This window comes from Cecembia sp. (assembly GCF_007126775.1).
In the GTDB taxonomy this organism is placed as follows: Bacteria; Bacteroidota; Bacteroidia; order Cytophagales; family Cyclobacteriaceae; genus Cecembia.
On record NZ_SLAP01000039.1, the window covers coordinates 1 to 25138 of the forward strand.

Below are 25138 nucleotides of genomic sequence, written 5' to 3' on the forward strand. Positions count from 1 at the left end.
ACATTAAATATAAATTGTCTTTACGCGCAGGTTAATACTGACCTGATCGTACTTGATGTCAAAGTATCCGGCTCCAAGATCGGTGTTTATTCCAGGACGGCAAAACCCATTACCAACAGGGAAGCCTATGATAACCAACCTGCTTTTATCAATGAGAAGCAGCTGGCTTTTTCTGCAGCGGATGACAAGGGCAACCACGATATTATTATCTATAATTTTGAATCGGAGAAATTCACCAATCTGACCAAAACACCGAATACCAGTGAATTCTCACCTTCATTGACGGATTGTGGACTGTATGTTTCAGCAGTAACAGTGGAAGAAGATGGAAAGCAAAGACTTTGGCTCTACCCGACCAATTTTGGGGAGCCCGAACTCCTATATGATGACATTGAACCAGTGGGATACTACGATTGGTACGACAACAAAGCGGCCATGTTCGTTTTAGGTAATCCCAATACCTTGGTCTATCCTTACAGCAAGGAAGAGGTGCTTACCATTGATGAAAACGTAGGCAGATCCATCAAAAGAAAACCAAAATCCAGCATCATTACCTACATAGATAAAAATAATCCCGTAGAGGAAGATGGCGCAATTACCTATCAAATCTTAGGATTTGACATTGAAAAAAGAACCCATCACCAGTTTGGATTTACCATTCCAGGAGCTGAGGACTTTATATGGTTGAACAAAAACCTTTTGCTCATGGCGCATGGCAACCAGTTTTACTACAGAAAAGCCCGTGACGAAGAGTGGATAGTGGAAGGAAACGTTCAGCTCCAAAGCCATGAAGGTATCAGTAGGATGGCTTATTCCCCCAAATTGAAGAAACTGGTGGTTGTCATGAACAGGAAAACAGATTAATCTCTTATCTCAATCCAATAATCGCAATAGGCTTATATCCATTTATATCGTGTAGCATGTAGCTTAATGCCTATGCTTCTTAAATCCCGATAATCATCAGTACAAATGGGGAGATTTCTTATCACACATTTTATCCTTTAACCTTATCAGGAGCCCAATACATACTCATACGTGGCCTGTAATCCCAAAGGAATGCCAATGGTCCAATACAGCAGCAAAAATAAGGTCCAGACAAGCAGCAAAACCAAAGAATATGGCAGCATGATTGAAACCAAAGTACCAATACCTGTGGATTTCACATATTTCTGACAGAAAACCACGATCAAGGGGAAATAAGGCAACAAAGGCGTGATGATATTGGAGACAGAATCCCCTACCCTGTAAGCCGCTTGGGTCAGATCTGGAGAAATACCCAACTGCATCAACATGGGAACAAAGATGGGACTGATCAAGGCCCATTTCGCAGAGGCAGAACCCACCAGTAAATTTACGAATGCAGTAAGTAAAACAATCCCTACGATAGTAATTTGAGCCGGAAGGTCAAGCGCCTGTAGAAAATTGGCGCCTTTAAGTGCGGTGAGTGCACCAATATTGGACTTTCCGAAAGCATCTATAAACAAAGCACAGAAAAAAGCCATAACGATATAATATGCCATACTACCCATTGCCTTACTCATAGAAGCTACCATATCTTTCAGACTTTTATAGGTTCCGCTTAAAAAGCCATAAACAACACCGGGTATCCAAAAAATAATAAAAATCAAAGGCACAATGGATTTCATCAGAGGAGCTCCAAAAGAAGTGATTTCCCCGTCAGGATCTCTTAAGGCAGAATCATTTGGAATGGCCCATAAGACCAATAAGATCAATAGCCCAAACATGGTAAAAAAAGCAAACCAAAATGACTTTTGTTCTTTGCTGCTCAATCGGTCCATGGTTGGAATATCCTGCAAATTGTCATCAACTTTGACATTCTTATTCAATCTTGGCTCAATAACCCTGTCCGTAAGGTACCAAACTACAGCAATTACGACGACACTGGAAAGTCCTGTGAAATAGATATTGTTGAGCGGGTTGAGTAAAATATCGGGGTCCAAAATCTGTGCAGCAGACTGTGTAAAACTTTGGATCAATGGATCAATACTTGAAGGAATAAAATTGGCACTGAAGCCACCTGATACCCCAGCAAATGCCGCGGCTATACCGGCAAGTGGATGCCTGCCTGCCGCATAAAAAATAACTCCACCTAAGGGGATCACCAAAACATAACCTGCATCTGCGGCAGTATGACTGACAATGGCCACCAAAACCAGGATAGGAGTCAATAACATGCTAGGGGTTATCCCCAGTAAAAATTTCAAACCTGCATTGATAAATCCAGAGTGTTCGGCAACACCCACACCCAACATGGCCAACAATACCACTCCCAAGGGTGGAAAATTGATGAAAACCTGGGTCATATTGGACAAAAAAGCAGCCAATTGTGGTCCTGTGATTAAATTTTGCACGCGAAGGTCGGAGCCTGTTCTGGGATCTACCGCCCCAAAGTCTATGGGGGAAAGCAAGGCAGAAAATACCCATGTGAGGAGCATCAAAAAGAAAAACAACATGGCGGGATCTGGTAATTTATTACCCGCTTTCTCAATAAAATCAAGGAATTTATCTAAAAAGGTCCTTTGTTTTTCTATTTCGTTCATATTGGCTTAATTTTAGATTCCTCAAAAATAAGAAGGCTGACTTAATTTCAAAGAAAGGCCAAACACTTATATTTAGGACTCATATAATTGCAGAAAACCTTAAGCTTAGCAGATAACCTAATTGAAACATGAAAAAAATCAGCTTATTGTTCCTTTTGATCGGACTTACAGGATCAGTTTTTTCCCAAGGGGAAATTGAAGACAAAAAGAAAATTGTAGCCAAAAACGCACAACTGACCAAAATAGCAGATGGCTTTACCTTCACTGAAGGACCTGCTGTGCATAGAAACGGGGATGTATTTTTTACCGACCAACCCAATAACAAGATTCATCGCTGGTCATATACCAGAGATGAGGTAAGCGTATTTATGGAAGATGCCGGCAGGGCCAATGGGATGTTTATGGATTTACAGGGCAATCTGATCGTATGCGCAGATATGGAAAACCAACTGTGGTCTATCGATGACAAAGGGAATGTGACTGTACTGGTGGAAAACTTCAAAGGCAACCTACTCAACGGACCCAATGACGTATGGGTCGTGCCTTATGGGGGGATGTATTTTACCGACCCCTTATACAAAAGACCCTACTGGGAGAGAGACCCCGAAATGCAGCAGGACGGAGAGCACCTCTATTACTTGTCAAAGGACCGCATGCAGCTCTTCCGGGTTGATGAAAACTTGGTCAAACCCAATGGATTGATAGGAACACCTGATGGAAAGAAATTGTACGTTGCAGATATAGGCGACAACAAAACCTATGTCTATGATATAGAAGAAGATGGTTACTTAAGAAACAGGAAATTATTCTGTGAAATGGGTTCAGACGGAATGACAATTGACTACAGGGGAAATGTTTACCTTACAGGTGATGGAGTGACCGTCTTTAATTCCAAAGGAGATAAAATCGCCCATATTCCGGTGCCTGAGAAATGGACATCCAATGTGATTTTCGGCGGCACAGACAGAAAAACCCTCTTTATCACCGCCATGGGATCTGTCTATAAGCTGAATATGCGTTCCCGAGGAGTTTACTAATACCTAAAGAGATTTCAAATTTTAAGCTTTTCCAAGCTACGATATGACAGGTCCGATTGAATCGGACCTGTTTTTGTCACATCCTGGTTTTACTTGACAATTTTTCCTTTAATTTTTTCTATTGGTTTCATGTATTTTCTCCCTTCGAATTCCAAAACCCGAAAATTCATTTTTCCCTATCTCATAAAACCTTTCAACTTTTTAAAGCTCTTCTGCTCACCCTATCTCTGTTTGCAAGTTTATTTGCCTACATATCATTCACAATTCCCATCCACATCACATGCTGCAGCGGTATCTGAACCGGCTATATCCAATATCGGATTTTCTTTAACATAATCGCCCCAAGCCTTTTTAATTGTATCCTCAAAAACTTCCTTGGGCTGTGCCCCTGAAATCCCATATTTCCTATCCAAGACAAAAAATGGCACACCGCGGACTCCCAGAGCCCTGGATTCAGCAATATCCTGATCCACCTTATCTTCAAATTTATTGCTATTCAGGCATTCCTGAGCGCTCACATTAGAGATACCCACTTCAGATGCAAAATTCAAGAGGCTGTCTTTATCATCTATATTTGCTCCTTCTGTAAAGTATGCCTTCAAGAGCCTTTCTTTCATTTCACCACCCTTACCCACTGACTTGGCCAATTGTAGTAACCTATGGGCATTTTTAGCATTGGCTACAACCGTTTTGTCCATTTGATACTCCAATCCCTCGCCTTTTGCCATTTCTACTACCTGTTGGGTAATCTGCTGGGTCTGTTCCATAGTCCAACCCTTGGTTGCAGCCAAATATTCCAATGTGTTTTGTTCTGGATCAGTTTTCATATCGGGATTTAACAAAAAACTCTTCCATTCAATTTGAAGTTTATCGGCATATTCAAATTGAGCCATGGCTGCTTCCAACCTCCGCTTGCCGATATAACAAAAAGGACACATGATGTCCGACCAGATTTCTATTTTCATAGGATTCCATTTACTTTGTTACTTTAATTCAAAAAATTACCCAATGGTTCAAAAAAGCCAAACAAAAGAATGTCCCTCCTGTGCCATGGAGGTAGATAAAAAAGCAGATATCTGTCCCATTTGCCAATTCGAATTCCCTAAAAGAAATCCGGTTTATCAATGGATGGCCATTCTCTTGGCCCTGTTTTTCCTCTTGATGTTTATTTTATAAATCCCCCTCTTAATGAACTCCTTAATGTTTCAATAACCTTAGACTTCCGCAATCTCATTTCCGACTTTGGATATTCTTGTCTCTCGCTTCTATTTGGTAGATTGTACATCTTGTTCGCCGTGGTGGATGGTACTTGGTATAACCAATTCTCGCTTCTCATCTCTATCCAAAAAAATTACTCCATGACTCCCTCGCGACAGGGTTTACCCTAAACCATCTCCAAATGCTGCTTTAAGGAGTCAATCACAGTGTCGGCCACCAGGTGATAAAATAATTGAGGATTATTGTCCACCTGTACCGCCTCCAAAGCTTTGTAGTAGGCCAACCTCGCATCAAGATCTCCTTTTAAATAGGCGATGGTCAATCCATGCTTCAAGAGGATAAAATTCATCACCAGCCTGCCGATAGGTCCATTCCCATCAACAAAGGGATGAATATTTACCAATCGCTCATGCATTTCCGCCGCCAGAATTACCGGATGAAGGATTTTCTTTTGGGTATCATAATGGATAAAATAATCCTCCATCAACTTATCCAAAAGGAAAGGCTGGGGTGGTATATTGGAACTGCCCGTTATCCTTATCGGAACAGTTCTGTACCGGCCTGCATTATCACGATCAATGCCTCTAAGGATCAAATAATGCAAATCACCCAATACCCGGGGACCTAAATCCATTTGGTCTTTAACCAGCTGCTCCAAGTAGGCAATAGCATCTGCGTGATTCATGGTCTCCAGGTGCTCACGCATAGACTTGCCTCCGATAGTAATGCCTTCATTGACTACCAAATGCGTCTCTTCTAGGGTAAGTGTATTGCCTTCGATTCGGTTACTTTCAAAAGTATATGCCACCACAAAGAAATCTTGTAGCTTGCGCAACTGAGCCCCTGCCAGTGGCTTTTTGGAAAGCCATTCTTGCCTTAAACCATCTATCAGCTTTAGTTTATCCTGAATGCCTTTGCTCAGGCCCTGCATCAACAAAGCTTTACTACCATTCTGATATGCTACTCTGGATTCCGCCAATGACAAAATTTCTACTGCATCCCTTTCATTTTCAAGTATCTGGTAAATCATTTCTACCAACCAAAGCTTTCTTAATTCTTCAAAAGGAAGATCCAATGCAAAAGCCAAAGCCTTTAAATTCTCCTCAGTAGGCCTTCTTGCCCCTTTTTCAAATTTAGAAACCAATGCCGGGTCTATTTTGGCCTCGAAAGCCAGCTGCCTTACAACCCATCCCTTTTCAATCCTCCTTGCTGCCAATGCCTTTGCTAAAGATTTCATTTTGTTGACATTATGTTTGTTGACAAATTTAATCAACAAAACATGGATTTTTAATTTTATTTCCCATTTTTTTTCTACAAATTGAAAATCAAATCCAGTTTCTTATGAAGAAAAGAGAATTTCTAAAAAGCCTGGCTTTCACCAGTCTTGCATCATCTGCCTCCTTTAAGGCCCTTTCCGAAACCATGCAAGTTTATGCCCATGTGCCCGCTGATGAGTTGGCCAAGGATGAAGCTTTTTGGCTAAAGGTAAGAGAAGGTTACAGGCTAAAGACAGACTATATCAATTTGGAAAATGGGTATTACTGCTTTGTTCCTCAGGAAACCCTGGAAGGCTATATCAAATGGATCAGGGAAATCAATTATCAAGGATCTTGGTATTTCAGAACCGTACAATGGGATAACAAAGACAGGGCCGCTGCCAGATTGGCGGATACATTCGGAGGTACTGCAGATGAAGTAGCGATCACCCGCAATGCCACAGAATCATTGGATGTTATCATTTCCGGTTACCCCTGGGAAAAAGGAGACGAGGCCATTTTTGCACATCAGGATTATGGCAGCATTAAAAATATGTTTGAATTGGTATCCAGACGGTACGGCGTGGTCAACAAAATCATAGATGTTCCGCTTCTTCCCGAATCTGACGAGGAAATTGTGAAAGTATATGAAGATGCCATCACTCCCAATACGAAGCTCATCATGGTCAGTCACATGATCAATATTACAGGCCAAATACTGCCCGTGAAAAAAATCTGCGAAATGGCCCATAAATACGGTGTAGAGGTGATGTTGGACGGGGCACACTGCATTGCCCATTTTGATTTCAAAATCAACGAGCTGGGTTGTGACTATTACGCATGCAGCCTTCATAAATGGTTAAGCGTACCTTTGGGAGCCGGTTTACTTTATGTCAAAAAAGAAAAGATCAACAAAATTTGGCCCTTGATGGCCCCTTATCAACTGGATCAAGCCAATATCAAAAACCTTAACCATACCGGAACCCATCCTGTAGCTACTGACCTGGCAGTGAACAATGCCCTGGATTATTATGAGAAAATAGGAGCTAATCGCAAAGAAGAAAGGTTGCGCTATCTCCAATTGTATTGGTCAGATAAGGTGCGGGACGTACCTGGCATTATGGTCAACACTCCCGCAGATCCTGCTAGAAGTTGCGGCATTGCCAATGTCGGAATCAAAGGAATGGAACCAACAGAAATGGCGAAAATCCTACTTGATGGTTACGGGATATATACTGTAGGTATTAATTACGCAGGGGTTGTGGGCTGTAGGATCACACCAAACATTTACACCACTCCAAAAGAATTGGATGTTTTTGTCAATGCCCTCAAAGAATTGGCATCAGGGACCACATAAAACCATATGCTGTCAAAAAAGGAATAAAAATAAACTCCCTCTAAATATTTCTTAGTAATACTTGCATTTTATTTCAATCCTTGCAACCTTTACGCCGTACATTGAAATAAATGCAAAACCTAATCAACATAGCAAACAACAATCTTTCCGCTTCAGCATCTCTTGCTGTTGCTGCTATGTTATTTTTGGCTCCATTGAGGAGGTTTAGGAACAGCTTCAGGGCATTGCCCCTGTAATATCCCCTGGTATCCTACGTGGATGGCCGACAATAGCACCTTTCATTTATTATAATCAACGCTCCTAAGCGATCAAGCATTCCTTATTCCGTATTGAATAAAATGGACATCCCGTCTTTCATCATACAACCCGCAACAGAAAAGCATTTGCAATATGCGGAAACCATCTGTAATGAGATGGAACAATCTGCCAAAGCCAGAGGTACCGGCATTGCCAAGCGTTCACCCGAATACATCAAAACAAAGATGCAGGAAGGGAAAGCTGTAATTGCCCTTACAAAAGAAGGTAAATGGGCCGGATTTTGCTATATTGAGGCTTGGGGACATGGCAAGTTCGTGGCCAATTCAGGTCTAATCGTGGCACCTGAATTCCGGAAATTTGGACTTGCCCGTCAGATAAAAAGTGAAGTTTTCAAACTTAGCCAGGTAAAATACCCCGATGCCAAAATCTTCGGCCTTACCACGGGCGCAGCTGTAATGAAAATCAATTCTGACCTGGGCTATGTTCCAGTTTCTTATTCCGATCTGACAGAAGATGAAGAATTCTGGAAAGGTTGTAACAGTTGCATCAATGTGGAAATACTCAAGTCCAAAAGCCGTCAAAACTGCCTTTGTACGGCCATGCTTTACGACCCATCAAAAAAAGCCAAGCCAGAAGAAGTGGCCTTAAGGAAGGACTTCAAAAAGAACTTAAAGCTCTTTGAACGTTGGACCAGACTGAAAAAGGCGATCCTGCTCAATATCAAAAAAACCAAAAACAAAACCCTTAGCATATTTTAAATCCGAAGGCTCTTTTTGGCCTTCCCTACAACCTAAACAAAAATGAAAAAAGTCGTATTGGCATACAGCGGTGGATTGGATACCACATTTTGTGCCCTGCACTTGTCCAAAGACCTGGGATACGAAGTTCATGCTGTCCTGATCAACACAGGGGGCTTTTCCCCTGAGGAACTTCTGGAAATTGAACAAAGAGCCAATGGTCTTGGAATTGCTTCCTTTGTCATATTGGACGTTACCCATACCTACTATCAGGAAGTAATTAAATTCCTGGTTTTTGGAAACGTCCTTAAAAACCAAACATATCCCCTTTCTGTCAGTGCTGAAAGGATTTTACAGGCCAAAACCCTGGCAGAATACGTTAAAAAGATTGGGGCAAAATCCATAGCCCATGGCAGTACAGGGGCTGGGAATGATCAGGTGCGCTTTGACATGATTTTCCAGACCATCATACCGGATATAGAAATTATTACACCCATCCGGGACCTTAAATTAAGCCGCGAAGATGAAATCGCCTATCTTAAAAAACATGGGGTCTCTATGAATTTTGAAAAGGCAACCTACTCCATTAACAAGGGAATCTGGGGGACCTCTGTAGGTGGAAAGGAAACCCTTACTTCAAACCAAACATTGCCTGAAAAAGCTTGGCCAGTTCAAGTCAGCAAAAGTGGAACTGAGGAACTGCGCATTGGATTTGAGAAGGGGGAGATAAAGACTGTTAATGGTACTGCTTTCCAAAACCCTGTTGAGGCCATACAGAAAATCCAGGAACTCGCAGCACCATTCGGGATCGGCAGGGATATACATGTGGGTGATACCATCATCGGGATAAAAGGAAGGGTAGGATTTGAAGCCGCTGCTCCATTGATCATCATCAAATCCCACCAACTTCTGGAAAAACATTGTCTAACCAAGTGGCAAATATTCTGGAAAAACCAATTGGCTGAATTCTATGGCAACCATCTGCATGAAGGGCATTACCTGGACCCTGTCATGCGAAATCTAGAGGCATTTCTACAAAGCAGCCAGGAGTATGTGAGCGGAACAGTGAAAATCTCACTGCACCCATACAGGTTCCAATTGCTGGGCATTGAGTCCCAACATGACCTGATGGCTTCAAAATTTGGAAGTTATGGGGAGATGAACAAAGGTTATACGGCAGAGGATGTAAAAGGCTTTACAAGGATCCTGGGCAATCAGACTGCAATTTTCCACCAAGTCAATCAAAATGAAGAAAATTAAAACAGCCATCATAGGTGCTGCTGGCTATACAGGAGGAGAACTCTTGAGGTTATTGCTCCATCACCCCGCCTGTGAGTTGGTCTATGTCCACAGCAATAGTCAAAAAGGAAAGAAAGTGACCGAAGTGCATCCCGATCTTATCGGTGAAACGGACCTTATTTTTACGGACATTGTACAGACTGAAGGCATTGAGGCGTTGTTTCTTGGACTCCCCCATGGACAGACAAAGGGCTTTTTGGAAAAGCACGTGTTTCCAAATAATACTGTTATCATAGATTTGAGTACAGATTTCAGAGATGAAAGCCATGACTTCACTTATGGTTTACCTGAGGTAAACAGGGAAAAAATCAAAAAAGCGAATAAAATAGCCAACCCCGGGTGTTTTGCAACTGGAATCCAACTGGCTTTGGCTCCCGCCATTTCCCGGAATTGGGTAAAAGGAACAGTCCATATTTCCGGAATCACAGGAAGTACAGGCGCAGGAAAGGCCCTTAGTGAAACAACCCATTTCAGTTATCGCACCAATAATGTCTCAGTTTACAAACTCTTTACCCATCAGCACTTAAAAGAAATCAATCAGACATTCGTACAAATTAATCCTGAATTCAAAGAGGAATTGCTTTTCGTGCCTTATAGGGGGAATTTCAGCAGAGGAATCTGGATTACTGCCTACTTTCCCTTTGAAGGAAAACTTCAGGATGCTTTGGAATCCTATCTGGAATACTACAAAGATAGTCCATTTACATGGGTGTCTGAAACCGATATTGACCTGAAGCAAGCAGTCAATACCAACAAATGCCTGCTCCATCTCAAAAAGGAAAAAGGCAATTTGGTGATTTACTCAGCCATCGACAACCTTTTGAAAGGCGCATCAGGTCAGGCAGTACAGAATTTCAATTTGGCTTTTGGACTGGAGGAAAACTCAGGCCTAAGCCTTAAAAGCATTGCATTTTAATCCATTAAATATGAATTTGTTTGATGTTTACCCTTTGATGGAAGTCAGCCCTGAAAAAGCCTTGGGAGCAAAACTATGGGATGAAAAAGGAGAAGAGTACCTGGACCTATATGGGGGACATGCGGTCATCTCTATCGGTCACAGCCATCCCCATTTCAACCAAAGGATCAAAGAACAGCTCGATAAAATCAGCTTTTATTCCAATTCGGTTCAGATTCCTATCCAAAAGACTTTCGCGGAGAAGCTTGGTGAAGTTTCGGCTTATCCGGATTACCAATTATTTCTTTGTAATTCAGGAGCTGAAGCCAATGAAAATGCATTGAAACTGGCTTCATTTGCCAAGGAAAAATCAGGATTTATCAGCTTTTCGGGGGCCTTTCATGGGAGAACTTCGGGAGCGGTAGTATTGACCGACAATCCAAAAATCATTGCCCCTTCCAACCAAAGAGATGATGTCCATATCTTACCCTGGAACGATTTAATGGCTGTGGAAACCCAATTAAAAAATGGCAATATCGCTGGAATCATCATTGAAGGCATCCAAGGTGTCGGGGGAATTCATGTTCCTGATTCTGCATTCTTAATGGGACTTTCAGATTTGGCGAAAAAATACGGCGCCATGCTCATCCTGGATGAAGTACAGTCGGGATATGGAAGAACAGGACGGTTTTTTGCACATCAATGGACAGCAGGGTTGCGGCCAGACCTCATCACCATGGCCAAAGGAATGGGTAATGGATTCCCCATAGGTGGCGTACTCATCCATCCTGACATCAAATCCTCCTACGGACTACTGGGCACTACTTTTGGTGGCAATCACCTGGCATGTGCGGCAGGTTTGGCCGTTTTGGAAGTGATTGAAAACGAAAAACTAATGGAACATGCCAATAAGATGGGCACATTCCTGATTCCTGCCCTACAAAAGCTCACCGGTGTCAGGGCAGTAAGGGGAAAAGGGTTGATGATTGGAATAGACCTGGACAGGGAGGCAGGCCCTGTACGTTCTGAATTGGTGAAAAAATACAGAATTTTTACGGGAAGTTCAGCGGGAAAGCACACCATTCGTTTGCTACCTCCTTTAAATATTAAAACAAATGAGCTATCTTCGTTTTTGGAGAGCTTAAAGAAAATATTGGACGGAGCAAGCCCCTTAATATAGAGGGAGAACCCATCAGAAATATGAAGTATTTTACAAAATTTGAATCTAAGTCGGTTGCTGACCAACTCATAGAAAAAGCCCTATTTTATAAAACCAACCCAAGGATAGACCATACTGTAGGTACAGGAAAGAGGATTGGGTGCATATTCCTGAATCCCTCTCTCAGAACGCGTGCAAGCACGCAGATTGCCGCGCTAAACCTTGGCATGGAACCTATCGTGTTGAATATGGACAAAGAGGGATGGGCTCTTGAAATGAAAGAAGGAGCAGTGATGAACAAAGGCACAGTAGAGCACATCAAAGATGCAGCTGCCGTTTTGGGTACCTATTTTGATATTTTGGCTATCCGCGCCTTTCCCAGTCTGACCAACAAACAGGAAGACATGGAAGATTTTATCTTCAATCAATTTGTGAAATATTCCAGTGTGCCGGTAATCAGCTTAGAAAGTGCAGTCAGGCACCCACTGCAAAGCTTGGCAGATATGCTGACTATTCAGGAACTTTGGAAAGGGGCCAAAAAACCAAAAGTAGTTTTAACGTGGGCGCCCCATATCAAGGCCATTCCCCATGCAGTAGCCAACTCCTTTGCGGAATGGGCAATTGGCTGCGGGCATGATTTGACCATTACGCATCCTGAGCATAACCACCTGGATGACAATTTTACGCGTGGCGCCAAAATAGAGCTTGATCAACAAAAAGCATTGGAGAATGCAGATTTTGTATATGTTAAAAATTGGTCTGGATTCAATGACTATGGAAAAATAGTGAATACAGACAGTTCTTGGATGCTTACAGAAAAACATCTCAAGCATGCCAAGAATGCCAAAGTTATGCACTGTCTTCCTGTAAGGAGAAATTTGGAATTATCAGATGAGATCCTGGACGGGAAAAGAAGCATAGTACAAAGGCAGGCCGAGAACAGGATTTATGCTGCCCAGTCGGTCATAAGCCATATTCTGGGATGAGTCCCATTTAGAAACCAAAAAATTACCACTGAACATGAATGTAAGCATTATAAAAATCGGAGGCAATGTCATTGACTTTCCAGAAAAGTTGGACGAATTTCTATACCTTTTTTCAAGGTTTCCGGGCAAAAAAATCCTTGTTCATGGAGGTGGAGTTATGGCTTCAAAATTTGGAGAAAGCATGGGAGTCATGCCGGAGATGGTTGATGGCAGAAGGATAACTGATAAAGACACTTTGGACATTGTTACCATGGTCTATGCTGGCCTGATCAACAAACAGATAGTAGCCAAACTCCAATCTTTGAAACAAAATGCATTGGGCATGACAGGAGCAGATGGAAACCTTATCCGCTCGGTGAAAAGACCGGTCAAAACCATAGATTACGGCTTTGTAGGGGATATCAAAGAAATCAATGTTGAATTGCTGAAAACCCTAACGGATGCGGAAATTATTCCGGTAATCTGCGCAATTACGCATGATAAAAATGGGCAACTTCTGAATACAAATGCGGATAGCATCGCTTCTGAACTGGCAACCAATTTATCTAAAAAGTATAAAGTCAATCTTTATTTCTGTTTTGACAAAGCGGGAGTTTTGATCGATGAAAAAAATGAAAATTCTATCGTCCCAATGATCAATGAGGACATCTACGCGGAATTGAAGAAGGAAAATGTGATTCATTCCGGGATGATTCCCAAACTGGATAATGCTTTTTCCGCTTTACACAAGGGGGTTCATCATGTATGGATTGGGAAAGCTGAAAATTTATTATTGGCCTCAAAGGGAAAGTTATCAGGTACTACGATTGAAAGACACAAATACGACTTGTATTGAGACCTTATGGATAATTTGATGCAGACGCTGTCCGAAAAGGCAATAATTTTGCTCAAATCCCTGATTGAAACACCTTCCTTGAGTAAAGAAGAGAATTTAACAGCAGATTTGATTGTTAATTTTTTAGAGCAAAATGGCCTTCAAACTTACAGGAAAGGAAATAATGTTTGGACTTATTCCAAAAATCAAAACCCAGCGCTTCCTTACCTATTGCTCAATTCCCACCACGATACCGTAAAACCCAATTCAGGTTATACCAGGGACCCCTATATTGCAATGGAGGAAGAAGGTAAACTCTATGGATTGGGAAGTAATGACGCGGGTGGCTGTTTGGTAAGCCTCATCGCTGCTTTCCTCTACCTGCAGGAAAATTCATCCCTTCCCTTTAATCTCATCCTAGCAGCCACGGCGGAGGAGGAAATTTCTGGGAAAAATGGAATTGAAAGTATCCTCAACGAACTACCGGAAATAGATTTGGCAATAGTAGGTGAACCTACTTTGATGCAAATGGCCGTTGCGGAAAAAGGCCTTTTGGTAATTGATGCTGAGGTAAAAGGAAAAGCAGGACATGCTGCGAGAGAAGAAGGAGAAAACGCCATTTACAAAGCCTTGGAAGACCTGAATATAATTAAGGATTTCCAATTCAAAAGAATATCTCCTTATCTGGGGAAAAGCAAAGTTACAGCTACGATCATCGAGGCAGGCAGCCAGCACAATGTTATCCCAGACCTCTGTAAATATACCTTGGATGTAAGGGTGACTGACGTTTATACTTTAGAAGAGGCACTGCAGGAATTAAAACCTGTTCTCCAAGCAGTACTTCATCCCAGGTCATTGAGATTAAATTCCTCAAAGGTGCCGGATGGGCATATGATACTTGAGGTAGGAAAGCGGCTAAATTTGAAGAAATACGGGAGTCCCACCTTATCTGATCAGGCCCTTATACCCTACCCTTCCGTAAAAATAGGCCCTGGAGATTCTGCAAGATCACATACTGCAGATGAATTTGTTTACCTGGAAGAAATCAAAAAAGGGGTAAAAGGCTATGTAGAATTATTGGAAACCTATGCCTCCCTTTATAAAAATAAAAACTGATCTTAAACCGATATAAAAGCATGAAGCTCTGGCAAAAAAACACAGATTCAAAAAAGGAAGTTGAAAATTTCACTATCGGTAGAGATCCTGAGTTTGATTTGCTCCTGGCACCTTTTGATGTATTGGGATCCATGGCCCATGCCATCATGCTGGAAAAAATCGGACTCCTGAACCCAGCTGAACTCCAGATATTGCTCAATGGATTAAGAGAAATTTATTTTGAAATAGAAAAAAGTGAATTCATTATTGAGCAGGGCGTGGAGGATGTACATTCCCAAGTGGAATTTCTACTTACGCAGCGCTATGGTGAAGTTGGGAAAAAGCTACACAGTGGAAGATCTAGGAACGATCAGGTTCTGGTTGACCTAAAGTTATTTTACCGTGCCGCCATACGTGAAATCAACGAGGAGGTTCAGGAACTATTTGACCTTTTAATCCGCCTTTCGGAAAAGCATAAAAATGACCTGATGCCAGGTTACACCCATACCCAGTTGGCCATGCCCTCCTCCTTTGGGCTTTGGTTGGGTTCTTTTGCGGAAAGCTTGACAGAAGATATGGACCTCCTTTTTGCTGCTTACAGGCTATCCAATAAAAATCCACTGGGATCGGCAGCAGGATATGGCTCCTCCTTCCCTTTGGACAGAACATTAACCACTCAATTGCTGGGCTTTGAAGACCTGCACCACAATGTGATCAATGCGCAAAACAGCAGGGGCAAAACAGAGAGAAACCTTGCATTTGCAATGGCCGGTTTAGCAGGCACCTTAAATAAACTGGCAGCAGATGTATGTTTATTTATGAACCAGCATTTTGGATTCATTAGTTTTCCGGATAACCTGACCACCGGAAGCAGCATCATGCCCCACAAAAAAAACCCAGATGTTTTTGAACTCATCAGGGCAAAGACCAATCAAATCCAGTCCTTGCCCAATCAGGTCACACTGCTTTTGACAAATACGACCACAGGTTACCACAGAGACCTTCAATTATTAAAAGAAGCCATTTTCCCGGGAATTGAAACCCTACTCGATTGTATTCGGATGTCCACATTTATGCTTAAAGAAGTCAAAGTAAAACAGGATATTTTAAAGGACAGCTTTTACAAACATGTTTTCAGCGTAGAAGTGGTGAATGATCTGGTACTACAGGGAATGGCCTTTAGGGATGCTTATAAAAAAGTAGGACTGGATATTGAGGCGGGTAATTTTCAGCCCGATCAAAGCAAGGTAGTACATACCCATGAGGGAAGTATCGGAAAGCTCTGTTTGGAGGAAATTAAAGAAAAAATGAAAGTGGCCGAGGCCCAATTTGATTTTGAAAAAGTTTCAAAAAAAATAGAAGGGCTTCTATACCATTGACATAATCAAACGTCACCCTGAGATTTTAAAATTTGTCATTTACAGAAAAGCAATGATAGTTATTGAAACGTCATGCTGAGTGGAGCTTGCGGAGTCGAAGCATCTCCTCTATTTTGGGAAACTCAAGTCTTAATAGATCAGGATAAAAATCATATTCCATCATGATATTAAAGGCACAACTAAAAAAATACTGAAAAAGTACTATAAACAGAAAAATCTTCTTCTGAAATCAGAAGAAGATTTTTTAAATTAAAATTTAAGAAGAATATTATTTTTTATAAATTGTTTATATGAACAACTTTTGTAAAATTTTATATGTTATCAGGTATGTAGGCTTCACCCCGTCCATTCCCAAGGCTCCTGAGGCCAAAGTGCTGCCGGTCTCTAAAGGGTTGTCCGAAGCGTAATAAGCATAAAGTACTTTGACATTCTTTCGTATACTTTGCCGGATCCTGCTTTCTGACTGAATAGCTTTTTGATAATGGGCGCCCTCCATCTCAAGGCCAATGGCGTTCCAGGAAGATTCCATCAAATAACTCAGGACATCTTTATTTTGGAGTGAAGTACCCAGGACGGTAAACATGGTCCCTTGGTACACACCCAGTCCATATCCTTTAAAATCTTTAAGGTTCAGCTCGTTCCTGAAAGGATAATTGTCAGCTGTGCCCTCAAAAACATGACTGTCGGGAATCATGATATCCCCTTTTTTACCCGTTAAAATACCTGCTTTTCCCATAATGGATGCAGACATAACGTTCAATGGAAAGAATTTGCCTTCTTCCGATTCATAAGGTTTAAGCAATTCATCAAAACATTCATAAGCCTGTTCTCCAAATGCATAATCCATGACCAGGATTACAGGACGTTTTTCTTTTTCATCCGGTAATTCACAGCCCGGTAATATCGTGTTGGCAGACATGGCAGCAGTATCAATAAGCTGAACATGAATGTTTGTTCCAGATTCATCGAAGACTTCTATAAACCCATTTTTCTGTGCATAGTTGTAGATATCTTTAGCCCTGTTGTCTTTTGCCCCTATACTGATATCCATAGCGGTCTGCTCAATGTCTTCAAATGAATTTAAACCCAATGCCTGATGCCCATAAATGGTATTCAGAAAACTATGAAGATTGGCAGAAACAACATGCAAGGGACGGTTAATCAATCCATTTTCAAAAAGCACTGTTTTTATTTTATTGGCCCATAATTCCCCATAAACGTGGTGACCTACCCTTAACCTCAGTGTAGAAGAAAAAGATATCTCCCTATCCCGTCCTTCAAAGGATTCATTCATTGCCAATTTCCCCAGATGGTAGACTATTCTAAACAGACTATTGGTATGAGGGGATGCCTCAAACTTCTGTACAGTCTCATGGGTTTCCTCGAAAGTCCGACCAATCACATGGGAAAGGTAAGAACAGGCCACTTCCCTATCAAACTCCTCCCCGCTTTCCTCTTTGGCCACAATTTTTTCCAACATCTCCCAGTTGAGGTCTATCCGACCTTTGGAGTCTGTACTGTTACCCCTGATTTTTTCCGACTCTATGTATAAAAAGGTCAAATGGGTAAGTATATCATAAATATCAGATCTTCCTCTAGTCATCTCAACATACATTTGATCTTCATCTACCCGGTAGCAATTCCTCCTTCTCTTTGCAGGAATAATGGCAGGAAAAGTAGAATGTTCGTATCCTTCCCTACTGATCAATCGGATATACCGACATTCTTCTATCCCCATCGGAAGCCTTTCCATCACATAAAGCAATCCTTCCAATTCTATCTTTTCATCCTGGGCAAGCAGCCCGTATATTTCAGGACTTAACACCAAAAGTGAATCCACCAAAGACTCTCCGGAAACTCCCATAGGCTTGTATGACCCTCTCATAAAAAGATGTCTCATCGTTATATAAAGTTTCTCAATAGCCGCTCGTGATTCCTGTGCTCTCGTTCTTTTCATTGTATCTAAAATTATTTTGTATTAGGTAAATTCAGCAAAATTAAGCAAAATAGCCGAATTCTTAGGATTAAAAATTCATTAAATCCTTTGGACAGCTTATCAAATAATTAAAAATACCTGTTTTCCAATATATCCAAGTGATGTGCAGTGTGTCCTGCAATGATATAAAACAACGCCCTTACAGATACCGGATTATTGTTGGCATTGCCTATAATTGTATAACTTGTGGCAGGTAGATTTTTGATCATTGCAAGTAGGGCATGCCGGGACAATTCAAACTCATTCAATAAACTGTCCAAAGAGATATGATTAAAATTTCCATTCAACGCATAGGCGTTTTCATCATATCCTGGCAAGGCTGATTGTTCTCCCCTTGCAATACACAGGGCCCTATAAGCCATAATTCGATCAGTATCCGTTATATGACCCAAGACCTCCTTGCCTGTCCACTTTCCGGGTGCATAGGAATTGTTGCTGCTTTCCTCACCTAAGCGCTCAAAAACCTCTTTGACTTCCTGTACCTGAGACAGCAATACCTGTGAAATACTTTTCCCCTTTACAAAGGCAACATAGCTTTCATAATAAGCATTGTATTCCCCTATTTGCGGTGCTGATATTACGTTCATGTAATTTGTGTTTAAATGCTGTGTTTATACAGGTAAATTTAAAGATGAAAACTGAAATATGATTAAATGAAAAAAATTTTACCACTTATCGCCCTATTCATCCTGGTACATTTTGCTACAGCCCAAACAACAATCATCCAAAGAAATGCTGCGATTGAATCTATGATCAGGGAAATCTCTGCCGAAAATCTGGAAAAATATGTAAGGGACCTGGCAGGTTTTAGAACAAGGCATACCTTAAGCCAAAACAAGCAGAAAGAAGGCATATTTGCCTCTCAAAACTATGTACTTGATTTGTTCAAGTCTTTTGAAGGGCAATCAGATGGCCGGCTCAGCGCTTATATCGATAATTTCACCATTCCTGCAGATGGAAGGAGAATCCCAGAAGATAGTGAATTGGGCAATGTGATGGCCACCCTTAAAGGAACAGACCCAAATGATGACCGCGTTTTTATCATTTCTGCACATATTGATAGCAGGTCATCCAATGTTATGGATGCAGCAATTGATGCGCCAGGTGCCAATGATGATGGTTCGGGGGTGGCAGCTGTCATTGAACTGGCCAGAATCATGTCCAAAAAAAGTTATCCAGCTACAATTATTTTTGTAGTGGTTTCCGGTGAGGAACAAGGCTTAAAAGGTGCTGCCTATTTGGCGGAAAAAGCGAAAAATGAAAACTGGAACTTGGTAGCCATGCTGAACAATGATATGATAGGCAACAGCCATTCTTCAGAAACCAATATCAATGACAACACCCGCGTCAGGATTTTCTCTGAAGGAGTGCCAATGGCCGAAACGGAAAGAATGGCTGCCATAAGAAGATATACCAATGGAGAGAATGACAGTAAATCCCGTCAGCTGGCACGTTACATGAAAGAATTGGGCGAAAGGTATGTTGACCAGTTAGAAGTGAAATTAGTATACAGAAATGACCGTTTTCTGAGAGGAGGGGATCATACGCCTTTTGCAAGAGAAGGATTTACAGCCATCAGGGTCTGTGAAATGAATGAGAACTATTACCATCAGCATGAAGATGTCAGGGTTGAAAACGGTATACAATATGGTGACCTTCCCGAATTTGTGGATTTTGAATATATGAGGAAAATTACAGGGATTAACCTGGCATCTTTGGCAGCTTTGGCAGCTGCACCTTCAGAGCCAAGTAGTGTAGGGATTGATGTGAGAAGGCTGAGTAACACTTCCACCTTGAGATGGGAGGCACCGGAGACAGGAAAGGCCAAGGGCTATTTCGTACTCATGAGGGAAACTGATGCTTCCATGTGGCAGAAGAAATTTTATACAGAAGAAACCAGCCTCACGATACCCTATTCAAAGGACAATTACTTTTTTGCTGTGCAGGCAGTAGGAGAAGGTGGCTATGAAAGTATGGCAGTATTTCCCCAACCCATTACCCGTTAAAGGCTTCCCGAAATTTGCAATTTCGGGAAGCGGTAACGCGGATTTTTAATTCCTCTTCAACAGTTGAATCAAAGCAGCAAAAACCATCACGGCAATACAGCCAATTGCATTGTACCAGAGGAATCCAATATCAATGGGAATTCCCAGGATACTGCCACCATTGTTATAGTGGATAAGCAATATGATGGCTTCGGCGATAAAAGCTGCGATAAAAACCGCATTCCCTTTGACCCACTTCATGTAGAATCCTACGACAAAAATCCCAAGAATCGTCCCGTAAAACAAAGAGCCCAATAAATTGACTGCTTGTATCAGGTTCTCAAACAAGGTGGCATAAGTAGCAAATAGAATCGCGAAAATTCCCCAAATGGCTGTGAACATTTTGGATGAAATCAGATAATGGTATTGGTTGGCTTTTTTCACTACCGAGCGCTTGTACACATCGATGGTAGTGGTAGAACCCAAAGCATTGAGTTCAGAAGCAGTGGAAGACATGGCTGCACTGAAGATAACCGCAAACAACAGTCCTACAACACCTTTGGGTAGATAATCCATCACAAAACGCATAAATACATAATCCGTATCCCTGGTTTCGGCACTTGGATTGTTCTTTACGATCAATTCCTTGACTTCTGTCCTAACTTTTTCCTGATGGGCTGCATGCAGCTCAATTTGAGATTTAGATGCCGCAATACCCGCTTCATCATTGGCTTCTACTGCCTTTAAAAGGTAATCAAGTTGCTGGTTCTTCTCCTGGAAAGCCTGGTTAAATTCCTCTTGTAGCATCAGGTAATCCTCTCTATAAGCTGATTGTTCCAATTGCTCCATCTGTACCTTGTTGAACACCACAGGTGGTTGGAAGTATTGGTAAAAAACAAATACCATAACTCCGATAAATAAAATAACAAACTGCATGGGCACTTTCAAAAGCCCATTCATCATCAATCCCATTCTGCTCTGTGTCAAAGAGCTTCCAGTAAGGTAACGCTGCACCTGCGATTGATCGGTTCCAAAATAGGACATGAATAGAAAAACTGCGGCTGTCATTCCAGACCAAAAATTATAGCGGTCAGCCAGGTCAAGCTCAAAATTCACAATATTGAGTTTATCCATCTTTCCAGCCACATGCAGCGCTTCAGTAAATTTGATAGGGAGCATTTGAATGACCAGAATTCCAGCCAAAATCATCCCCCCCATCATGATGCCCATTTGTTGCTTTTGGGTAATACTTACTGCCTTGGTTCCACCGGATACGGTATAGATGATGACCAGAACGCCGATAAACACATTGGTAAATGTAAGATTCCAGCCCAATAATGTAGAAAGAATAATAGCCGGTGCATAAATGGTAATACCTGCAGCAAGCCCCCGTTGAATCAAAAATAAAAATGCCGCCAAGGTCCTTGTTTTCAAATCAAAGCGATCTTCCAGAAACTCGTAGGCGGTGTAAACTTTCAGTTTATAATAAATGGGAAGAAATGTTACCGATAGGATAATCATGGCTAAAGGCAGGCCAAAATAAAACTGTATAAAGCGCATCCCATCCTCATAAGCCTGCCCTGGTGTACTCAGAAAGGTTATTGCGGAGGCTTGGGTCGCCATGATAGAAAGCCCAATGGTCCACCAGTTCATATTTCCCTGGCCTCTGATATAGGAATCCATATCCCGGATGCCATAGGTTTTGTAGACCCCAAAACCTACAATGGCTATTAGGGTTCCAAAAAGAACCAACCAATCGATGGAACTCATGAAAAATTAATTTTTAGCCAGTAAAACAGAACTACCAAAATACCCAAAACAACCATTTGGGCGATATACCACTTTTTCCAGTTGATGTTATCTTTCACGCCCCTGTTCGATTAAATTGACAAATATCTTGATGGCTCCGGGAACACCTGCTGGCAATTGTCTGAACCAAGAGATACCGGAATAAGTATAAGTTCCTTTTCCATAATTGGCATGCAATAATGAACCTTGTGTAGAGGACTCACCTGGATCCTGCATGGTCAAAGGTGTGGTGTATTGCGCATCCCAATCAGTAGTGAAATAAAGTCCTCTTTCCTGAACCCATCCTTCAAAATCTCCTTCCTTCACCTGATTCGGATAACTCAAAACAGGATGTGCATAATCTGCTTTTACGGGAGATTCTTCTACTGTAACCCTATTTCTGGAAATACTGAATGGAAAAGGCCCCAAATCCCGGGTCAAAAGCGGCGATGAGGTATTATATTGAACAATAAGGTTGCCTCCTTCTTTGACATATGCCATCAATTCATCTACATTATTTGCCAATGACTGGTTGACGTTGAAGGCCCGAATGCCTACGATAACGGTTTGAAAATCTTTCAACCTATCTTTATTCAAATCCGCATCATCTAAAATGGAAACCTGATACCCCAGACTTCTTAGGACGCCTGGAATATCATCTCCTGCACCTGGAATATAAGCTAAACTCAATTGGCTTGTTTCAATTGCCATTTTAACCAAATTGATACTGGTATTGGTAAAATAAGTCAGGTTGGGAATGTGCTTGTAGATAATTCTTTTCGTATCCTGATGGAATTTTCTACCGTCATTTGTAAGAAATGAAACTGTCACCTTGGATTTCTCCCGATCAGCGTCCAAAAACCGGATCAGATATTCTACCCTGTTTCTACGCGCATCGACAGTTTTGTCCAAAATTTCGTATTGATTGCGTGACACACCATCTATGGCAATATCTCCATCTAAAATACTGCTCCTAAAAGAAACTTCGACTTTTAATACATCATCAGCACCTGGAATAATGAATAAATTGGACTTATCCAAACTTACATTGACCTCAGGCACCAAGGTGAAAGGTTGGTTGATTTCCCCATCTACCTGGTCATTGTACTTGTATTTCAAGGGAAGGTTCAATGTCAGTTGCTGTCCATTGGTCTGTAAATTGACAGTACCTGAAATGGTTGCTCCATTTACAGGAGGTCCTATTTTTTCAGGATCCTCTATTCCGAATAAACTGTTATCCAAAGGTGCAACCAACCAAAATGGCTGAGAAACGGGATGGTCTGCAGGAATCTCCAAATCAAAACTTTTTCCAACAGGCTTATTCTCCACAGCAACAGCGCCTATTTCTTCTATAAACAAATCTCCATGAAATCCTGTCAAGGTAAGCGGAAAGCTACTGGGATTATTGAATACCATTTCAACTGCAATTTTTTCCCCTGGATAGCCTATTTCCTTCCGGACAATAAATTCTGATTTCACTCCCAATACATCCAAGATCAATTGGTTTAAATGCGCCTTTTTCTCAACAAACCATTTATCTTCCAAGGGCTCTGACTCCAGAAGTTGAAGGATATTTAATAAATATGTAACATTATTTTCAGGCTTTACAAAGTCAAAACTTTCGATTGCAAGGTCGATCGCCCCAATTATTTTGGCACCATTGCCCAGTAATTCCCAACGGGAAGTAATCCCTTCAAAAGGACTTGTGTCAAATGGCTGGCCTGCAATCATCTCAATAAAATCATTACCCTGTCCTATTTGAGAGGTAGAGCCAAAGCCCTGAGATTTATGCATGGTCCTGCTATCGGCTGCAATCTGAGAGTAAGTCGTTCCTAAAAGTGGGTTGAAATTCCCTACGGGAAATCTATGGTAAACTTTTCCCTCCTGAGGTTCATATTGCCCCCCCCAGCTGTAAGCGTTCCAAAAAATTCTTTTGGCCTGCCAAGGACGGGTATATTGCAATTGTTCTGGAAAAACATCGGGATCTGCTGCTTTGGTAAATGCTTCCACGCTGAGCATCGCTGAAGAGGTGTGATGTCCGTGAGTAGTTCCAGGAATAGTATTAAACCGGTTGATAATGATATCAGGCTGAAAATTTCTTACTATCCAAACCACATCGGAAAGCAATTTTTCCCTGTCCCAATTGTTGAATGTTTCGTCCGGGTTTTTGCTAAAACCAAAATCCAGAGCGCGGCTAAAAAATTGTCTTCCTCCGTCTGTTTCTCTTGCTCGCAATAATTCATGGGTCCGGATGAGTCCCAGCTCTATCCCCAACTCTTTTCCTATCAGGTTTTGTCCACCATCACCGCGGGTCAGTGAAAGGTAAGCAATATCTGCTTTTTCAGCATTGGCCATATAAGTGATTAGCCGGGTGTTTTCATCATCCGGGTGCGCAGCTACATACAGGACTCTTTTGGTTTCCTGAAACCTTAGCAGTTCATGGTACAAAACCGATGAAGGTACTGTTTGGGCGACGAGATAAAAAGAAATGAAATAACAAAAGCTAAAGAGCCACCATTTTGGGTTTTTCATAAATTTGTCAATTTGAGGAAAACTACGGTAATGAAACAAGAATTAAAACTCATTTTTATATCAATGGGTTTTGTTTCGTTTCAATTGACATTGGTCGTTGTTGATGTTTTAAACCATGCAAAAATAAAAAAAGCCGGACTTCGAAGTCCGGCTTCCTTATAATTAGTAGAATAAATTATCTTTCTATCCAATCAGGACCCAAAATGGAAATCAGTCTTTGATTGTATTTTTCTGCCTCATCTGTATTTTTCAATCGGGTATGTATTTGGAATAAGATTTCCAAAATATCTGTGTTTTCAGGTTTTAAATCAGCTGCCCTGCTGAAATAAGGAATCGCATCTCGATATAATCCATCGGCTTGCTCTCCCATTTGAGGCGCTCTTTTATCCCATTCTTCATCAGAAAGTTCATTGATTTCTGCCAAAATTGCTCTTGCCCTGTCCAAATAAATCGCACCAGCATAATAATTTCCTTCGAAGAATTCGGGATCAGCCTCAACCGCTTTCTTGTATTCGGCAAGGGCGCCTTCCAAGTCTCCGGATTGTTCTAATAAATAGCCATATCTCAGCAATAATCCTGAGTTATTAGGATCATCTGCCAAGGCATCTTTAACGGAAGCCATGGCGTCATCCATTCTGTTCAACTGAAGCAATAACTGCACTTCAAATTCAGACAATGTTTTGTCTTCAGGATAATCTTTTCTTGCAGCAGCTACATAATTGTACGCAGCTTCAGGATCCTGATCTTCAGCACTGGCAATCTGAATGAGGAAATAATAGGTATTCA

The 25138-nt window shown here is 41.5% G+C and carries 21 protein-coding genes; 13 read left to right on the forward strand and 8 right to left on the reverse strand.

The genetic code is table 11. From position 1 onward, the window contains the following. Window positions 1-864 (forward strand): hypothetical protein (locus QZT73_RS02825; protein WP_291786503.1); only part of this gene is annotated, 864 nt, incomplete at its 5' end. 146 nt (window positions 865-1010) lie between these two features. On the opposite strand, the gene QZT73_RS02830 is transcribed toward QZT73_RS02825, so the two are convergent. Next, a complete protein-coding gene (locus QZT73_RS02830; protein WP_291781262.1) occupies window positions 1011-2561 on the reverse strand; it encodes an AbgT family transporter in 1551 nt (516 codons plus the stop codon). Window positions 2562-2689: 128 nt separating this feature from the next. Between QZT73_RS02830 and QZT73_RS02835 the strand changes: the two genes are divergently transcribed. Next, a complete protein-coding gene (locus QZT73_RS02835; RefSeq protein WP_291781264.1) occupies window positions 2690-3598 on the forward strand; it encodes an SMP-30/gluconolactonase/LRE family protein in 909 nt (302 codons plus the stop codon). Window positions 3599-3852: 254 nt separating this feature from the next. On the opposite strand, the gene QZT73_RS02840 is transcribed toward QZT73_RS02835, so the two are convergent. Next, the gene (locus QZT73_RS02840; RefSeq protein WP_291781266.1) at window positions 3853-4563 is read right to left on the reverse strand and encodes a DsbA family oxidoreductase; all 711 of its coding nucleotides are present in this window, start codon (window positions 4561-4563) and stop codon (window positions 3853-3855) included. Between the two features lie 43 nt (window positions 4564-4606). Here QZT73_RS02840 and QZT73_RS02845 point away from each other — a divergent pair, with 43 nt between their 5' ends. Continuing rightward, window positions 4607-4774 carry a hypothetical protein gene (locus tag QZT73_RS02845; protein ID WP_291781269.1) on the forward strand — a complete coding sequence of 56 codons (168 nt, stop codon included), beginning with the start codon at window positions 4607-4609 and terminating at the stop codon, window positions 4772-4774. A 208-nt stretch (window positions 4775-4982) separates the two neighbouring features. Here the strand turns inward: QZT73_RS02845 and QZT73_RS02850 are convergent, their stop codons facing one another. Then, complete coding sequence (locus QZT73_RS02850; protein ID WP_291786505.1) at window positions 4983-6053, reverse strand: Fic family protein; 1071 nt, start codon at window positions 6051-6053, stop codon at window positions 4983-4985. 104 nt (window positions 6054-6157) lie between these two features. On the opposite strand from QZT73_RS02850, the gene QZT73_RS02855 reads away from it, so the two are divergent. The 9 genes from QZT73_RS02855 to argH all read left to right on the forward strand — a co-directional run bounded on the left by QZT73_RS02855 (window position 6158) and on the right by argH (window position 16051). Continuing rightward, window positions 6158-7429: an aminotransferase class V-fold PLP-dependent enzyme gene (locus tag QZT73_RS02855; protein ID WP_291786507.1), complete on the forward strand. Its 1272-nt coding sequence runs from the start codon at window positions 6158-6160 to the stop codon at window positions 7427-7429. A 338-nt stretch (window positions 7430-7767) separates the two neighbouring features. Further along, window positions 7768-8445, forward strand: a complete 678-nt coding sequence (locus tag QZT73_RS02860) for a GNAT family N-acetyltransferase (RefSeq protein WP_291781276.1) — start codon at window positions 7768-7770, stop codon at window positions 8443-8445. 42 nt (window positions 8446-8487) lie between these two features. Then, entirely contained in the window at window positions 8488-9684 is a 1197-nt protein-coding gene (locus QZT73_RS02865) for an argininosuccinate synthase domain-containing protein (protein ID WP_291786508.1), read from the forward strand. Beyond that, window positions 9671-10639, forward strand: a complete 969-nt coding sequence (argC, locus tag QZT73_RS02870; RefSeq protein WP_291781281.1) for an N-acetyl-gamma-glutamyl-phosphate reductase — start codon at window positions 9671-9673, stop codon at window positions 10637-10639. Before QZT73_RS02865 ends, argC begins: the two co-directional genes overlap by 14 nt. A gap of 10 nt (window positions 10640-10649) precedes the next feature. Further along, window positions 10650-11798 carry an aminotransferase class III-fold pyridoxal phosphate-dependent enzyme gene (locus QZT73_RS02875; protein ID WP_291781284.1) on the forward strand — a complete coding sequence of 383 codons (1149 nt, stop codon included), beginning with the start codon at window positions 10650-10652 and terminating at the stop codon, window positions 11796-11798. Window positions 11799-11818: 20 nt separating this feature from the next. After that, entirely contained in the window at window positions 11819-12763 is a 945-nt protein-coding gene (locus QZT73_RS02880) for an acetylornithine carbamoyltransferase (protein WP_291786510.1), read from the forward strand. Between the two features lie 34 nt (window positions 12764-12797). Continuing rightward, on the forward strand, window positions 12798-13598 hold the full coding sequence (argB, locus tag QZT73_RS02885) for an acetylglutamate kinase (protein ID WP_291781288.1): 801 nt from the start codon (window positions 12798-12800) through the stop codon (window positions 13596-13598). A 6-nt stretch (window positions 13599-13604) separates the two neighbouring features. Continuing rightward, complete coding sequence (locus QZT73_RS02890; protein ID WP_291786512.1) at window positions 13605-14693, forward strand: M20 family metallo-hydrolase; 1089 nt, start codon at window positions 13605-13607, stop codon at window positions 14691-14693. A gap of 20 nt (window positions 14694-14713) precedes the next feature. Then, entirely contained in the window at window positions 14714-16051 is a 1338-nt protein-coding gene (argH, locus tag QZT73_RS02895; RefSeq protein ID WP_291786514.1) for an argininosuccinate lyase, read from the forward strand. A 286-nt stretch (window positions 16052-16337) separates the two neighbouring features. On the opposite strand, the gene QZT73_RS02900 is transcribed toward argH, so the two are convergent. Both QZT73_RS02900 and QZT73_RS02905 read right to left on the reverse strand, forming a co-directional pair. Continuing rightward, complete coding sequence (locus tag QZT73_RS02900) at window positions 16338-18008, reverse strand: hypothetical protein (protein WP_291786516.1); 1671 nt, start codon at window positions 18006-18008, stop codon at window positions 16338-16340. Window positions 18009-18115: 107 nt separating this feature from the next. After that, window positions 18116-18634, reverse strand: coding sequence for a DinB family protein (locus tag QZT73_RS02905; RefSeq protein WP_291786518.1), 519 nt, complete (start codon window positions 18632-18634; stop codon window positions 18116-18118). A gap of 66 nt (window positions 18635-18700) precedes the next feature. Between QZT73_RS02905 and QZT73_RS02910 the strand changes: the two genes are divergently transcribed. Beyond that, a complete protein-coding gene (locus QZT73_RS02910; RefSeq protein ID WP_291786519.1) occupies window positions 18701-20053 on the forward strand; it encodes a M28 family metallopeptidase in 1353 nt (450 codons plus the stop codon). 45 nt (window positions 20054-20098) lie between these two features. Here QZT73_RS02910 and QZT73_RS02915 read toward each other — a convergent pair whose 3' ends face one another. The 3 genes from QZT73_RS02915 to QZT73_RS02925 all read right to left on the reverse strand — a co-directional run. Then, window positions 20099-21802 carry a sodium:solute symporter gene (locus tag QZT73_RS02915; protein WP_291786521.1) on the reverse strand — a complete coding sequence of 568 codons (1704 nt, stop codon included), beginning with the start codon at window positions 21800-21802 and terminating at the stop codon, window positions 20099-20101. Window positions 21803-21889: 87 nt separating this feature from the next. Next, on the reverse strand, window positions 21890-24352 hold the full coding sequence (locus QZT73_RS02920; protein WP_291779760.1) for a PIG-L family deacetylase: 2463 nt from the start codon (window positions 24350-24352) through the stop codon (window positions 21890-21892). Between the two features lie 175 nt (window positions 24353-24527). Continuing rightward, on the reverse strand, window positions 24528-25138 hold a 611-nt coding region (locus tag QZT73_RS02925), incomplete at its 5' end, for a tetratricopeptide repeat protein (RefSeq protein WP_291786523.1).